9 protein-coding genes are annotated in these 15,784 nt (G+C 52.1%); 4 read left to right on the plus strand and 5 right to left on the minus strand.

Annotated elements, in window-relative coordinates; translation table 11 throughout:
• Nucleotides 1-10: 10 nt before the first annotated feature.
• The 5 genes from GON22_RS14420 to GON22_RS14440 all read right to left on the minus strand — a co-directional run bounded on the left by GON22_RS14420 (nt 11) and on the right by GON22_RS14440 (nt 13,433).
• Complete coding sequence (locus tag GON22_RS14420; protein WP_160396801.1) at nt 11-4,849, minus strand: discoidin domain-containing protein; 4,839 nt, start codon at nt 4,847-4,849, stop codon at nt 11-13.
• An 82-nt stretch (nt 4,850-4,931) separates the two neighbouring features.
• A complete protein-coding gene (locus tag GON22_RS14425) occupies nt 4,932-8,570 on the minus strand; it encodes a discoidin domain-containing protein (protein WP_160396802.1) in 3,639 nt (1,212 codons plus the stop codon).
• Between the two features lie 374 nt (nt 8,571-8,944).
• Complete coding sequence (locus GON22_RS14430; protein WP_160396803.1) at nt 8,945-11,854, minus strand: discoidin domain-containing protein; 2,910 nt, start codon at nt 11,852-11,854, stop codon at nt 8,945-8,947.
• A gap of 340 nt (nt 11,855-12,194) precedes the next feature.
• Nucleotides 12,195-12,653, minus strand: a complete 459-nt coding sequence (locus GON22_RS14435; protein ID WP_160396804.1) for a VanZ family protein — start codon at nt 12,651-12,653, stop codon at nt 12,195-12,197.
• Nucleotides 12,654-12,671: 18 nt separating this feature from the next.
• Complete coding sequence (locus tag GON22_RS14440; RefSeq protein WP_160396805.1) at nt 12,672-13,433, minus strand: Nif3-like dinuclear metal center hexameric protein; 762 nt, start codon at nt 13,431-13,433, stop codon at nt 12,672-12,674.
• A gap of 102 nt (nt 13,434-13,535) precedes the next feature.
• Between GON22_RS14440 and GON22_RS14445 the strand changes: the two genes are divergently transcribed.
• The 4 genes from GON22_RS14445 to GON22_RS14455 all read left to right on the plus strand — a co-directional run bounded on the left by GON22_RS14445 (nt 13,536) and on the right by GON22_RS14455 (nt 15,623).
• Nucleotides 13,536-13,772, plus strand: coding sequence for a hypothetical protein (locus tag GON22_RS14445; protein WP_160396806.1), 237 nt, complete (start codon nt 13,536-13,538; stop codon nt 13,770-13,772).
• 127 nt (nt 13,773-13,899) lie between these two features.
• Nucleotides 13,900-14,211, plus strand: coding sequence for a hypothetical protein (locus GON22_RS26095; protein ID WP_237179162.1), 312 nt, complete (start codon nt 13,900-13,902; stop codon nt 14,209-14,211).
• A gap of 6 nt (nt 14,212-14,217) precedes the next feature.
• Entirely contained in the window at nt 14,218-14,598 is a 381-nt protein-coding gene (locus GON22_RS26100; RefSeq protein WP_237179163.1) for an MFS transporter, read from the plus strand.
• Nucleotides 14,599-15,125: 527 nt separating this feature from the next.
• Complete coding sequence (locus GON22_RS14455) at nt 15,126-15,623, plus strand: NUDIX hydrolase (RefSeq protein WP_272898795.1); 498 nt, start codon at nt 15,126-15,128, stop codon at nt 15,621-15,623.
• Nucleotides 15,624-15,784 lie beyond the last annotated feature (161 nt).

The following is a 15,784-nucleotide window of genomic DNA, read 5'->3' on the forward strand; positions in this document are numbered from 1 at the left end:
CGTTCCCTTATTAGCTGAACACATTCAGCTCTTGAATCGACCACCAGCTCGGATTCGTGCCGGTTTGGACGACCTTGATGTACCGTGCATTTTGCTGCGTAAAGTTGACTGTAATGACTGGACCGCTACCCGTACCGCTTGCAACGGCGCTTCCCCAGTTCGTGCCATCCGCCGATACATACACTTCATAGCCGCGAGCATAATCGTTGTCGCTGCCCGTCGAATCCATCACAAGCTTGCTAATGCTCTTCGACGCCTTCATATCGACCGTCAAATATTGGCCAGGCGCCATTGCCGTGCCTGCGCTCCAGCGGGTAGCCAAGCTGCCATCAAGCAAGTTCGCTGCTGCATCCCCGCTTGATGGATTCGAGCTAGCTGTCCAGCCTGTGCGATCTTGGGCAACGCCTGGCGTTACTCCGCCTGTGCCTCCGTTGCCGCCCGTACCGCTGCCAGCGCCATACACGTTCAACTCTTGAATCGACCACCAGTTGGACACAGTGCCTGTCTGCACAACCTTAATATAGCGTGCAGTTTGTGCCGTGAAGGTTGCCGTAATGACTGCACCTGTGCCGGTGCCGCTTGCAACTGCATTGCCCCAGGTTGTGCCGTCTGTGGACAAGTACACTTCATAGCCGCGGGCATAATCGTTCGCATTGCCCGAGGAGTCCATGACCAGCTTGCTCACGCTCTTCGCTGCTTTCATATCAACCGTCAACGATTGGCCTGGCGCCATCGCTGTGCCCGCGCTCCAGCGAGTTGCCAAGTTGCCATCGAGGAGATTAGCTGCTGCATCGCCGCTCGAAGGGTCTGATGTTGCTGTCCAGCCTGCACGGTCCAGCAATTCAGGTGTTCCCGTGCCCGGATTCGTTCCCGGATCAGTGCCTGGATCTGGCCCTGTTCCGCCGCCCGTCGTGCCATCCTCAACGAGAACGGTCAGCTCATGAATCGACCACCAGCTCGGATTCGTTCCCGTTTGTACGATTTTCAGATAACGGGCATTTTTGGCCGCAAAATTAGCTGTAATCAATGGGCTCGTATCCGTGCTGCTTGCAATCGCGCTGCCCCAATTCGTGCCGTCGTTCGAAATATACAGCTCGTAGCCGCGAGCATAATCTCCGCTGCCATTGGCATCAATGATGATTTGGTTAAACGTCTGCACGCTCTTCATGTCGATGATGACATTTTGGCCCGGCTCCATTGCTGCTCCGGTGTTCCAGCGAGTCGTCAAGCTGCCGTCGAGCATGTTTGCCGGAGCGTCACCACTATTCGTGGAAGCCGTCGCGGTCCAGCTCGCACGGTTCAATGCTACTTGCAGGCCTTTAGTCTTCGCAGTAGCTGCTGCGCTTGCCGCCGATAAGTTACCTGCCGCGTCCTTCGCTTTAACTGTGTACGTGTAGGTTGTGAGCGGCGTCAGCCCTTTGTCAACGAACGACAAGGTTTGGGACGAGCCGATCTTCACGCCATTACGGAAAATATCATAGCCGGAAACGCCATTGTTATCCGTCGCTGCGTTCCACGACAGATTAATTTGCGCTGTGCCCGCCGTTACAGCGGTCACGTTCGCAGGCGCTGATGGCGCTTGCGTGTCGCCGCCGATATTTTTCGTCGGATCGGCTTTAACTAAGGAGTGAGGGCCTACCGTTACCGAACCCGTCACGCCCGATGCATTGCGGAACTGTACCGTGATCGGTGCGGATGTCGGGTTCCAAACTTGAGCCGTATATTGGTTGCCCTTCTTGTACATGCCTACCGAGGACCAGTTATCCGCCCAAATATCGGTCGTGCGATGGCCATAGCTGTTCATATTGTGAATGAACCAGTAGGCATTAAACACTTCGTTTTGCTGCAATAAGCTTGGGTTCCATTTGTTAATAACGCCTTGTGGATCGCTAAGCGATTGGAACGGCCATACGATATGCTCCCAGCCAACCTCAGGGCCGCCGTTATCCTTCAGGAATGCCGCGTACAGGTCGCCTGCTTTTTGCGGATCTTTGCCGTAATAGCTCATCCATTCACCCGTTGGCAGCCAGTGAATGCCGTAGATGTTGACAGGCGCTCCGGAGAAGTACGTGCCATATACGTTCGCGCTGCCCCATACTTGCCCTGCAACGCCATGCTTGTACTCAGGGATCCAGTTATCTTGGTCATAGTTGAACCAGTATTGTTCAATCGACTTCAGCTCTGTGGTGAAAATCCATGCGCCTACGTCACGATAGGTGTCATTGCCCGTAACGACGCCCCACAGATAAACGCCAGCGTAGCCGTTAAGCGATTCGCCTGCTGCTTCTTGGTTATTGCCGCTGTTGTTATCTGCATATGCGCCTGCCCATGAATGGCCCTCGTACGGATCGAAGGCGCGCAGCCAAGGGTACATGGAGTCTGTGCGGGACGGGTTCGCATAGTCGCGAATCAGATTCTCAACCATGCCGCCGTATTGGTTCTTAAAGTCTGTGTCGTACGCTGCAAGCACGGCCGATGCATAGACGAAGTAGCCATACGTATAATGATGGTCGGTCAAGCCTGTATTAATGCCCCAGCCTGCTGCCCATGGGAAGATCGAGCCCCACTCTGGTGAATAGTGCATATAGTACGTATGCTTCACATCTTCTGGCGTATACGTGTACCAATCGACTAATACCTTGCGAAGCGTCGCCAGATAACGGTCGCGGCGCGCATAATCACCGATCGAGTCGCTAATGATGGCACCGAGTGCTGCAGGATGAAGCACCTTGCCCTGCCAGTACGGGTCTTGGTTCATCAAGCCGCCCGTATTCGCCAGCTCAGTATCGAGCACTTCCATATACGATAATAGCGTCTCGCGCGAGTAACTGGAGTCGTTCGGCTCTGCGAATTGCGGGAGAATGCCGTTGAACTTATCCGACGTCGTGAACGTGTTGCCTTCATGCACCTTCAACTGGCCGCGTACTGAAGGGTAGCTGCGTGAAGTTGTCGTCGCGTTTGAAATTTTCCATTGATGCGGCAGCATCGTCAGCAACGTGTCGTTAGAGAAGCCACTGCGCTTCGACGTTGTAACCGAGTTGAACGTCGTCGTAATTTTGGCGTTCGCCATATCGTAGTTGTAATCAACCTTCGTGTCGGTAACAAAAGCATAGCCATGCTGGTAGTAGTAGTTCAGATCCGTACTCGCCGGAAGGGACGCAACTGACATGTAGTTTTGGCCGCCGCCAAGCTTGATCTTAATTTTATTGCCAGCTTTCGTGAACACCGTTCCCGGCGGCACGAATATGCCATAATTGCGGACGAACGTATGCGGTGTCGCGGCGTAGTCCTGATTCGTAACTTCGATGCCGATATGGTCCGCTGTATACGTCGAGCCGTTCGTCGTCAAGACCGGATTGCCGTTGTCATCGAACAGCTTCGTCATGCCGAGGGAGTAAATTTCTGGCGAATTCGGGTCAGCAAACGTGTTGTATACATAAGGCGAGCCTTTGACGAACGTCGACTTCATCTTCGCCGTATTGTCGTCGCTCAAGATCACGTTAACGGAATAATCGCCGTATCCGTCTACCTTCGTCTCGATGGATGGGATATTCTGCATATTGTTCGCCATCAGGAACAGGTCAGACTCGCCATCGGCATTGACTGCACCGCCGTCGCCGTTAATGTAGCCAGCGCCCGGATTCATAATGCCAAGGCCGTTGATCGTGTACTTATTCTTCAATGGAAGCGTCACGATGCCTGTGCTGTTGCCGAGATGCTCAACGAGCAAATTTTGCCACCAGTCATTGGATGGAATCGGGCCTTGTACGTTGGATGTTTTGTTTCTCGGATAAAGCGCCTCGAGCTGTGTAATGTCGTTGATCTCGTAACTGCCGCTGCCTACGTTCACTGTGGAAGCTTGCGGGATCGCCGGGATCGCATGCGTCGGCTGCGCATCGCCAGCACGATAAGGGAACACTTCCATCTCATAGAGCGAGTAGCCATTGTTCGTTCCGCGTGCAATGCCATACATCCGGACATAACGGCCATTGGCGTATAACGGAATTTCGTTTACGCCGCCTTTGCCATGCAGCTCACGGTAGACGGTCGTCCAGTTCTGGGCGTCATTCGATACTTGAATGTCGTAAGCTCGGCCGTATGCCCCTTCCCATCGCAACGTCACTTGGCCGATCTGCGTGCTCTGGCCAAGGTCAACATAGACCCATTGCGGATCGGTCTGGAGTGACGACCAGCGCGTGGAACGGTCGCCATCATTCACGTTTTTCGTTTCATAGTCCTTAGGCTGCAAATACCATGCGTCGTCTTGAATCGTAGAAGAGAATGCCGGCTTGTTAAGCGCCACGTTAGGCATTGGCGCCTTCGGCGGTTGGTTTATGCCACCATTGCCGAACACCTGGAACTCATGTACGGAAATGCCATAACCCGGGAGTACACGCTCTGTACAGTACAAACGCACATAACGGCCTGTTCCAGTCACGTTTACATCCGTTGTTCCTCCAGTGCCGTTCGTGTCTGTATGAATTGGCGTCCACGTATACTCGTCATTCGAAACCTCGATTCGGAACGACTTTGCATAAGCCGCTTCCCATTTCACTAGGATCCGCGAAATGTTTGCAGAAGCGCCCAGATCCACATAAATCCACTGCCCGTCAGCGCCAAATTTGCTTTCCCAGCGAGAGCTCATATCGCCGTCGACTGCCAGATTCGCGCCGCCGCCTCCCAGTACGGAAGAAGCGTACGTTGGACGGTTTTGCGAGAGCAAATAATCGCCCGCCGCTGCTGACACAGGCGCTGTCGTCACAGGCAGCGCGGTAGCCAACAGGCTAAGCGACGCCATCATCATGACCGCCTTTTTCTTGTACCATTTCGGTAGTGAAACTCGTTTCATCCTCATAATCCTCCTTTTTGGGTAAAAAGAAAGAGGGAGCTTATGCATCTCCCTCTCATGATGGCTGTTTCCGGTTCGCTAGTTAGTTGAAAACATTCAACTCCCGCACCGACCACCAGCTCGATGCCGAGCCAGTTTGGACGATTTTGATATAACGCGCGTTTTGTGTCGCGAAGCTTGCTGTTACGATTGGACCGTTGCCGGTTCCGCTCGTAATTGCACTGCCCCAATTCGAGCCGTCTGCCGAGACGTAAATCTCGTAGCCGCGAGCGTAATCATTGTCGCTGCCTGTCGAATCCATGACTACTATGCTGATGCTTTTCGTTGCTTTCATATCTACAACGATCGCCTGCCCTGCAACCATAGCTGTGCCAGCGCTCCAACGCGTTGCCATGTTGCCATCCAGCAGGTTAGAAGCTGGGTCGCCGCTAACTGGGTTAGATGTTGCCGTCCAGCCTGTGCGGTCATACGCCGTACCCGTGCTGCCGCCGCCATTGCCGCCGTTGCCAGTGCCTGGATCGCTTGTGCCGCTGCTTGCGCCATACACGTTCACTTCACGGATGGACCACCAGCTTGAAGCTGTGCCGGTTTGCACCACTTTGACGTATTGTGCATTTTGCGTTGCAAAGCTAGCCGTCACGATAGCGCCAGTGCCGGTGCCGCTCGCGACTGGGGATCCCCAATTCAAGCCGTCATTGGACACATACACTTCGTAACCGCGCGCATAATCGTTGTCGCTGCCCGTCGAGTCCATCACAATTTTGTTGAAGCCTTTTACTGCTTTCATGTCGAGGACGAAAGCTTGGCCAGGAGTCATAGCTATGCCAGCACTCCAACGCGTTGCCATGCTGCCATCGATCATGTTGGCTGCGCCATCACCACTAGTCGGCATCGAGGTTGCCGTCCAGCCCGTACGATCCAGCGCAGCACCGTTGTTGCCGCCATTGTTGCCGCCGCTAGCTTGCGTCGTTGCACTAACAGCTGCACTAGCTGCAGAAGTGTTGCCTGCTGCATCCTTCGCTTTAACCGTGTAGCTGTACGCTGTTGCTGCCGTCAAGCCAGTGTCGCTGTAAGAAGTTGCTGTTGCAGAACCAACAATCGCGCCATTGCGATAAACGTCGTATCCGCTTACGCCGGCATTGTCAGCCGAAGCTGCCCAAGCCAGGTTGATTTGGCTGCTTGATACAGCCGTTGCCGTTACATTCGTTGGCACGCTCGGCGCTTGCGTGTCGCCGCCGCCAGTGCCATTGGAGCCGTAAACGTTCAGCTCGCTGATCGACCACCAGTTGGAAACCGTACCTGTTTGCACGACTTTGATGTAACGAACGTTTTGAGCCGATACGTTAGCCGTAATAACTGCACCAGCGCCTGTGCCGCTTGCTACAGCGCTACCCCAGTTGGAGCCATCTGCCGAGACATAGACCTCGTAGCCGCGAGCGTAATCATTGTCGCTGCCTGTCGAGTCCATCACGATTTTCGTTACGTTTTTCGCTGCTTTCATATCGAGCGTCACGCTTTGGCCTGGTGCCATTGCCGTGCCAGCACTCCAACGCGTTGCCAAGCTGCCGTCCAGCATATTTGCTGGCGAATCGCCGCTTACTGGCGTGGAAGATGCCGTCCAACCCGTGCGGTCAAGCACTGTGCCGGAAACTGCGCCAGCTTGCGTCGTTGCGCTTGCCGTGTTGCTTGCTGCCGAAGCATTGCCTGCTCCGTCTTTCGCTTTAACCGTGTAGCTGTACGCTGTCGATGCCGTCAAGCCTGTGTCGCTGTAAGATGTCGTTGCGGAAGAACCTACAAGCGTACCGTTGCGATAAACATCGTAGCCTGTAACGCCTTTGTTATCTGTCGAAGCATTCCAGCTCAGGTTGATCTGGCTGCTCGATGCTGCCGTAGCCGTCAATCCTGTTGGAGCCGTCGGTGCTTGCGTATCCGCGGCGCCCGATCCGATAAATTCCGTTAGCGTTTGTCTCATCGCTTCAGCTGGATCATTCGCCGTTACTTTGCCGCCTTCATTGTTAACGATATGCGTAATTTCGCTGCCTGCCATGCCTGCCAGCCAGATCGACGTTGCATGGTGAATTTTGATTCCTTGTACGTCCGGCACTTCGATTGCGCTGTTCAGCTTCACCGCAGCGTCACGGAAGTAGGAATATACACCGAGTCCCCAAGCTTCATGGCTCGTTACGTTGTCTGCTACTTTGTAGGAAGCATAGCCGTTTACCGTGCCGTTGTTGCTCATCCAAGCTGCTTGGCTAGGCGGATCGTAAGGAATTTCGGACTGGTAGAAGTAAGTGCGTCCGCCATTGCCGTTCCACAGCGTTTGGTAACCGCTATGGTGTTCATTGAACAAGCCGTACATCGTCACGTCGTTGCCGTTAACGATCAATCCATTCGTCGAAGCCGTTTCCCAGCTGACGGATGCGCCATGGTCTGCACGCCATACCCAGAAATGGTCGCCGATGACGTTGTTGCTGTTAACCTTAACGGCTGTTTCCGTCAGGCCAAGGATGTCTCCGCCGATACGGAAGAATAAGTCATGCAGCGATGTAGGGTTAGCTGCGTGATTCAGTGCACTGCCCGATGGGCCGACTTCCAATAAGGAAGATGATTTCTTAGGGCCAGCATCGAAGAGCAGTCCCGCTACTTTTACGCCGTCTACGTCTGCAATCGTCATGCCAACTTGTCCGTTTTCTGGCAAGATCGTCGCCATGCCGAGACCGAGGATAACCGTGTTCGCATTGTTAACGCGAATCGTATCATTCAGGCGGTAGATGCCCGGTGTGAAGATCACGTTTTTGCCTTGGCTCAGCGCCGCATTAATGCTTGCTGCTGTCGCCGTGTTCGGCTGTGCGATGTAGAATTGGTCAATCGAGATCGATTGCCCTGGCGTCGAGCCATTCGCCCAGCTTGCGCCTTTCGTATTCGACGAGACGCTTGGCACAAACACTCTATACTGGCCAGCGTTATCGATGTACAGGTAAGGCTTTTCGCGCATAACCGGCGTTTGGTCAACAACCGTATACGGTTGTTCCGGGAATGTGCCTTGCGGTGGTGCCGAGTCACCGACGAACACCATGTTCCATAAGCCGTTAGTCCAAGTTGCGTATTGGTTATTCCGCGAGAAGAATTGTTGCTGCGATGCCGGAACGATCGTCTTATCGACGATGGAATCCGCCAAGTAACCGCCGCTCGCCCAGCCTGCATTCCACCACTGGTCGAAGTCGAACAAGTTCAGATTGCCTTTAATATGCATGCGGCGCATCGGGGCTGCCTGGGCAACTGCGAATTGCGTCGTACCGTTTGAAGGATTAATCGCGAAGTTTTCGAAGGATCGCCAGAAGTTCAGCGTTGCGTTGCCTCCCCACCATTTGGCATCAACATTCGCGCCGCCCGTAATCGTCACATCGTCAGGGTTTTGGCCAAGGCCCGCTACTTGTGTGTAGAAGCCTGCTTTGATGTTAACGTTGTATGTGCCAGGCTTGAACATCAGCGCGTACCGCTGATTGCCGAACTGGCTCGTTTCAGATGCGTTGAACACGGTCGTCGCCGCGCTCTCAATGTCACTCGTCGGCATCGACGGGTCAAACACATAAACATTCGGTCCAAAAATCGTGTTGTTCGCAGGCGTTGCAGCGCTCGTTACAGCCGGAAAGGCCGAACATAAGCTCATGACAAGTGCCAGCACCGAAAAGGATGAGATCACTTTTTTCAATTTGTTCATAATGCTTCTCTGTACCTCCAGTGAATGATCAGGATGGCCTTACTGGAACTAGAATAAATCAGGTGACCTAACGAGTTCGTGATGCAACAGGCGTACTGCCACCCCCCTCATCTTTTATGCAACAACTAGCATGAAGACTGTTTGTAAAGCTAGTTACCTCAAAATGCTGCATAATGTGACAGGAAACCCGTTGCTTACAGTTAAAATGATATTAAATGGCAGAAACAATAGACAGGCATCAGATTTCAGATCAATAGCATCGATTTTTAGATGTTGCGATTCCCCTAACACGATGAATGAACGCATCAAAAAAAGGCCATCCCACGGCATCACAGGACGAAATCCTGCTTCATGCCATTGGAATAGCCCATACGTTAGCTATACAAATTCAATTCGCGGATCGACCACCAGCTCGTCGCCGTTCCAGTCTGCACCACTTTCACATATCTTGCATTTTGGGCAGCAAATGTTACCGTAACAATCGGCCCTGTGCCTGCTCCGCTTGCAATCGCGCTTCCCCAATTGGTGCCGTCATTCGATACGAAAACTTGATAGCCCCGAGCATAATCGTTATCGCTGCCGGTCGAGTCCATTACTAGCTTGCTGATGCTCTTCGCTGCTTTCATATCAACGGTGAGCGATTGGCCCGGAGCCATTGCCGTGCCGGTGCTCCAGCGTGTCGCCATGCTGCCGTCGAGCAAATTAGATGCCACATCCCCGCTCGAAGGCGTGGAGGATGCCGTCCATCCCGTGCGGTCATACACCGTGCCTGAGCCGCCGCCACCGCCGCCCGTGCCGAACACATTTAATTCGTGGATTGACCACCAGCTTGTTGCGGTTCCGGTCTGGACGATTTTAATATATCGAGCGTTTTGTGCGGCAAAATTAACCGTAATGACAGCGCCAGTACCGGTGCCTGTCGCAATTGCGCTACCCCAAGCTGTGCCGTCGCTAGATACATACACCTCGTAGCCGCGCGCATAATCATTCGCGCTTCCTGTGGAGTCCATCACGATTTTGCTGAAGCTTTTCGCTGCTTTCATGTCGATCACCAAGCTCTGGCCCGGCGCCATCGGCGCGCCAGCGCTCCAACGGGTCGCCAAACTGCCATCGAACAAATTGGATGCTGGATCACCGCTTGATGGCGTAGACGTAGCCGTCCAGCCCGTTCGGTCAAGCGCCGTTCCTGTGCCGCCACCGCCGCCGCCTGCTTGCGTCGTTGCAGTTGCCGTATTGCTGGCTGCTGAAGCATTGCCTGCTCCATCCTTCGCTCTAACCGTGTAGTTATAAGCCGTCGATGCAGCCAAGCCCGTATCGCTATACGAAGCCGTTGCAGATGAGCCTACGATTGCCCCGTTCCGGTAAATATCGTAGCCAGTGACGCCTACGTTGTCCGTCGAAGCGTTCCAGTTCAAATTAATTTGGCTGCTGGAGACGGCTGTAGCGGCCAAATTCGAAGGCGTGCTCGGCGCTTGCGTGTCGCCCGCACCCGTTCCTACAAATTCATCCACCGTCTGCCTCATCGCTGCCGTTGGATTGTTCGCATACACAGTGCCGCCAATGTTATTAATGACATGTGTAATTTCACTGCCCGCCACGCCCGACAGCCAGATTGACGTCATATGGTGAATCTTGACACCCTGAACATTCGGCACCTCGATCGCGCTGTTAAGCTTAACCGCCGCGTCACGGAAATACGAGTAGACGCCGACGCCCCAAGCTTCATGGCTCGTTACGCTATCCGCGACTTTATACGAAGCATAACCATTGACCGTCCCGTTCTTGCTCATCCACGACGATTGGTTCGGGACATCGTAAGGGATCTCCGATTGGTAGAAATAGACGCGCCCGCCATTGCCGTTCCACAACGTCTGGTATTCATTATGATGCTCATTGAACAACCCGTAGACCGTCACGTCAGCGCCATTGACGACAAGCCCGTTTTTCGATACGTTCGTCGCCCAGCTAGCGCCTGCGCCATGGTCTGCGCGCCAGATCCAGAAGTGTTCGCCGATGACTTGGTTGCTGTTAATTTTCAAAGCCGTATCATTCTTGCCTGCCAGAGCGCCGCCCGTACGGAAATACAAGTCATGCAGGGAAGTCGGGTTCGCTGCATGGTTAACCGCGCTGCCAGTCGGGCCAACTTCAAGAAGCGAAGCCGAGTTTTGCGGGCCTGCATCGAACACGAGGCCAGCGAGCTTAACGCCATCCACATCCGCCACGGACATCGCCACTTGGCCGTTGTCCGGCACCAGAGTTGGCATTCCGATGCCAAGCACGACGGTATTCGCATTTTGCACCCGAATCGTATCGTTCAAATGATACACGCCTGGCGTAAACAGCAGGTTTTTGCCTTGGCTCAAAGCCGCATTAATCGTTGCAGCCGTAGCGGTTGCTGGTTGCGCAATATAAAATTGGTCGATCGATAGCGATTGGCCCGGTGTCGAACCGTTCGCCCATGTGACGCCTTGCGTATTCGTTTGGAGCGACGGCACAAATACTTGGTATTGCCCAGCGTTGTTAATGTAGAGATAAGGCTTCTCCCGCATAATCGGCGTTTTGTCGACGACCGTATAAGGCGGGTTCGGGAACTGGCCAGCAGGCGCATTGTTATCTCCCACGAACACCATATTCCACACGCCGTTCGCCCAACTGCCCCATTGGCTGTTCCGTGCAAAAAACTGCTGCTGCGACGCTGGCACAACTGCCCCATCCACGATTGTATCCGCGATATAGCCGCCGCTTGCCCAGCCCGCGTTCCAATTGCTGTCAAAGTCGAATAAATCGAGCCCGCCTTTAATATGCACCCGCCTCATCGGCGCAGCCTGCGATACTGCAAACTGCGTCTTGCCGCCAGTTGGCGTGATCGTCAAATTTTCAATAGAACGCCAGAAATTGCGCGTCGCATTGCCATTATCCCAATCTGCATTCACGTTCACGCCGCCGTTAATCGTAACATCGCCAGGATTTTGCCCAATCCCTGCGACGGACGTATAGTAGCCGACATTGAAGTTCACGTTATAGGCGCCCGGCTTAAACAGCATGGCGTACCGCTGGCTGCCGAACTCGTTCGTCTCCTGCTGCCCATAGATGCCGTTAGCTACGCCTTGAATGTCGCCAGCAGCCATCGAAGGATCGAAGACATAAACATTAGGCCCGAAGATCGTCGCGTTAGCTGGCGATGGAGGAATGGCCGCACTTGATACAGCAGGAAAAATCGAGCATAAGCTCGTAATCAAGGCTAAAACCGATACCGTTGCTATTTTTTTACGCAGCTTGTTCATATGAATCCGTAAACCTCCCATAATTGAGATTGATGATTCATCGGTCTAATTTCGCGCATATCCTACAACGAATGGCCCATGCTGGATCGTATCGAAGTAGTGCTATTCATTCATTAGGAAATGCCCCTTTCTGTGTGCAAATGCTTCTGCCTGATTCATTATTGTAAGCGGTTACAAAAATGTTTGTTTAATCCACCTCCCGTCCATTCCTATCTATTGCCCGCCTGGCAGCGGTGTGCAAGCCCTCCGTTCATATTCCAAGACTTGCACCACTACCATATCTAATCTTAAATGTAAGAAACAGATGGCATTATTGAGCTGGATAGCTACATTTCTTAGATTATCCTTTATGCGCTCGCCTTCCTACAATTAACCATCCGATCCAAAAACCAGCCACGTTCATAAGCAAGTCATCCACGTCGAACGTTCCCCGCTTCGTAATGAGCTGCATGAGTTCCAACATTGCCATTCCGATTAGAAAAACAGCGCTAGCTCCAGCAAGCCGCAATCGACATGCGTAAGGCATTAGCAAACCAAATGGGACAAATACCGCAATGTTCCCGATCATATTAATGAACCAGCTCAGATGGAATAACCGTTCCGGTTCAAAATAAAATCGAATCGTATGCAGCGGCACCAGATTGTAACGGAAAGAAGCCGAAACATGGTTCGCACGGCCGAACGCGAAAAACATCCAATAAATGAGCACGAACGAATAAATAATGAGTAGCGCTACACTGTGCCGCCGATTTTCGCCCTCCTTGTTACGTGCCCTAGCCGGCATAACCTGTCGCTGCACGGCAGTCCCCCCTTGCTGTTATTGCTCCAAATGATCCTCTTCCAAATAAATGGCGTCGAGATAATCGAACGCTTCCTTCAGCTTGTGTGCCAACGACCGTACGCCAAAAATCTCGGTAAACGTATGGCTGCCTACGATATGGTTCAAGCCAATAAACTTGGCGTATTGCACCGAATAGACCGTCTTCTCGCCGGTAATGTATACATCGCAGCCTGCATCCTTTGCCTGCTTCATTAAGTCCGTCGAATGGCCGGCCCCTGTAATGACGCCGATCTTGCGGATGAGTGGATTCGTATCGTTTTTCCACGCCTTCACCTCTTCGCCTAATTGACGACTGGCCGTAGCAATTAGTTGTTCGAAGGCAACAGGCTCAGCCATTTGTCCGATGCCGATGAATTCCGTTCCATTCTTGTATTCGGTTTGTTGAATGATCTCGTCTGCCCCTATTTCGTACAACAGCGAATTGCATGTCCCGAATTCCACAAAATCTAACGGATAATGAATATAAAAATGGGCGATGCCGTTCTCCTCCAACATGCGCTTGCACTCTGCCTTCATCCCATACATAAATCCCCAAGCATCATGATGGGTTATAATAAGCTGCACATTCGCATTCTTCGCGAGCTGAACAACCTCTGGCGTTAGATTCGTCGTGTAACCGACTCTACGAATCTCTTGTGAACCGAAGTTAAGGGAACCGTACTCTTCGTTTTCTTTGAATGTTTCGACGAGATGCCCGAAAGTGTTCCGAATAAAGGCCATGAAATCACTGTACTGCATAGTACCCCCCCCAATTATGTCTTTAATTTTGAATATTTTACCACATTATTGACGGAAATAAGGTATGATTTTGATAGAGATGAAAGGGGAAGTGACCAAGAGATGCTTCGAAAAGCTACATTGGAAGATCAGGTAACGCTACAACACATGCTTCAGCTCTATACGTACGATTTCACTGAATTTACAGAAGCCGATATTGATTCTAATGGCCTTTACCCCATCATGCCGGATTTTGGGCTATATTGGACGGAGCCGCAAAGCTATTCAAGGCAAGTGGGAGCTATACCAGCTCGAAAAGAATGTGCCCGCCCAGAAGTTTTGGATAAAAGTTATTTCTGAATTAACGGATGGCAACTTCGCAGACCGATTTGAGCATGGAAGAAGATATCAATCCTTTTCTGTATAAAAGCAACGTTGCATGAAAAAATTCCAGAGGTGTACATGTTTGGATATAAAAATCTATTAGATGAAGCTTATCAGAGAAAACTCGCGAGATAACTTCAACAGCAAAGGCTGGACAGGCATACTGCTCGTGCTGTCACAACTGCTATCCGTTTTCGCAAACTTAGTAGGCGGCTATTGCGCGGATCGCTTCGGCCGTAAACGAATGATGGTGTTCGCGGCGAGCCCGGTTTTCTTAGAGGAAACCGTGTCGCAGACGACGATTTTCTCCTTCGGAAACTGGGATCTTACAATGACAGGCCAACAACTGTTCGGCCTTATCGTCTCGGAAAATGGCTTATTCGTTGCCTTGTTCATGGTAATCGTTACCAAGTAGATGGCCATGTACCGTGACCGTTACGTATTCATCGGCGGCGCCCTCATCTATGCTTTGGGCATGATCATGTTCAGCAGCATGTCTACGTTCTGGGGCTTCTCCGCCGCCATCATCGTCTTCACATTGGCTGAGCTTATGTCCGCCGGGCCGCAGCAGGCATTCGTCGCCCGGCTCGCCCCGCAGGAGATGCGCGGCCAATATTTTGCCGCGGCAAGCCTGCGCTTCACGCTAGGCCGCACGATTGCACCGCTGTCCATCCCGCTCACCGGCTGGCTCGGCTTCAAGTGGACCTTCGCTTTGCTCGCGCTGCTTGCCGTGATCGCTGCCGTGATTTACAACATGATGTTCAATCGGCTGAAAGAGACTAGTGGCGTTGTCCACGAGTAAATAGAATGGGTGTCCCAAAAGCCACGATGGCTGGGGACACCCTTTTTTTGCGCTAAAGCGATTGGCGTCGGGTTTGAATATAGCCTGCTGCAGTGGAAAGCACGGCATATATTAAGCAGCCTCGGTGCGTCCTACGGCTTGCTCATTGCAGTTATGCAATGAGCATCGACGCGAGTGCTCAAGCAAGGAGGCATCATTGCATTTTGTGCAACTGGAAAGTCGGATTTGTAGCTTTTGGACACATCGCGGCTCTTCTGGACTGTATCTCATTGCATGAACTACAATGTGAAACTCCGAAGCAGGCTACCTCGCCCTTTCCCATTGTACAAACTGCAACGGCACAGTAATCGGACAAAAGGAAGAACCCCGTCCCACTGGAAGGACCGCATCATACGATGCATCTACATAGCTGAAACAAATAAAAAAGCGATCCATAGCGTCAAAACCACTTGTAAAAAGAAGGGATTTAATCATAGTAACTAGAATGATGGAAGAAGCAAATCTCAATTGCCAAAAGGAGTTTTGAAATGGAAGGAACAACCGTCAATTTTCATCGTCATATGGGCGTATATGGAATTTGTGTATCCAACGGCCAACTGCTCGTTATTCGAAAAACAATTGGTCCATACACAGGAAAATATGATCTGCCTGGTGGGAGAATGGAACCGCGGGAATCGTTAGAAACAGCGATTAGGCGTGAGTTTCTAGAGGAAACCGGCTACAACATTCAAGCCCTTTCTCCCATTGGCACCTGTGATTTCCTCGTGAAGTGGACGCTTAGCAATCATGAAGATGAGCTTGTGCATCATATTGCTATTTTATATAAAACAGTTGTTGATACCGGCAAGCCAGCCAATTCAATCATATCGTTCGAAGGCCAAGACTCTTGCGAGGCTGTTTGGGTGCCACTTACTGAACTTACTACTGGCCATTCATCACCACTCGTGTTACAAGCGATCGATTGGGTACGTTCGGGAACTCTGCCTGTTAAAGCTAGTTGTTTTGATTATAGAGCACAGCCCTAATATAGGCTCTAACATTCTCCCAATTCATTGCATCCATGCCCATTTCCAATCCTGCTTCCTTAATCAAGGAGTAGGTTTATTGCGTGCCACTCCGCACTCATTGTGGAATAGCAACTCTAGAATGATTGCTCTGTCTCGCAGCATCAGTTGAAAGTACTGCT

Origin of the sequence: Paenibacillus sp. MMS18-CY102 (assembly GCF_009789195.1) — a bacterium.
GTDB lineage: Bacteria > Bacillota > Bacilli > Paenibacillales > Paenibacillaceae > Paenibacillus_T.

What these genes read in the sequence shown, in the direction of transcription:
- GON22_RS14420 (WP_160396801.1), bottom strand. Translation starts at nt 4,849, where the DNA reads ATGAAACGAGTTTCACTACCGAAATGGTACAAGAAAAAGGCGGTCATG.
- GON22_RS14425 (WP_160396802.1), bottom strand. Translation starts at nt 8,570, where the DNA reads ATGAACAAATTGAAAAAAGTGATCTCATCCTTTTCGGTGCTGGCACTT.
- GON22_RS14430 (WP_160396803.1), bottom strand. Translation starts at nt 11,854, where the DNA reads ATGAACAAGCTGCGTAAAAAAATAGCAACGGTATCGGTTTTAGCCTTG.
- GON22_RS14440 (WP_160396805.1), bottom strand. Translation starts at nt 13,433, where the DNA reads ATGCAGTACAGTGATTTCATGGCCTTTATTCGGAACACTTTCGGGCAT.
- GON22_RS14445 (WP_160396806.1), top strand. Translation starts at nt 13,536, where the DNA reads ATGCTTCGAAAAGCTACATTGGAAGATCAGGTAACGCTACAACACATG.
- GON22_RS26095 (WP_237179162.1), top strand. Translation starts at nt 13,900, where the DNA reads ATGAAGCTTATCAGAGAAAACTCGCGAGATAACTTCAACAGCAAAGGC.
- GON22_RS26100 (WP_237179163.1), top strand. Translation starts at nt 14,218, where the DNA reads ATGTACCGTGACCGTTACGTATTCATCGGCGGCGCCCTCATCTATGCT.
- GON22_RS14455 (WP_272898795.1), top strand. Translation starts at nt 15,126, where the DNA reads ATGGAAGGAACAACCGTCAATTTTCATCGTCATATGGGCGTATATGGA.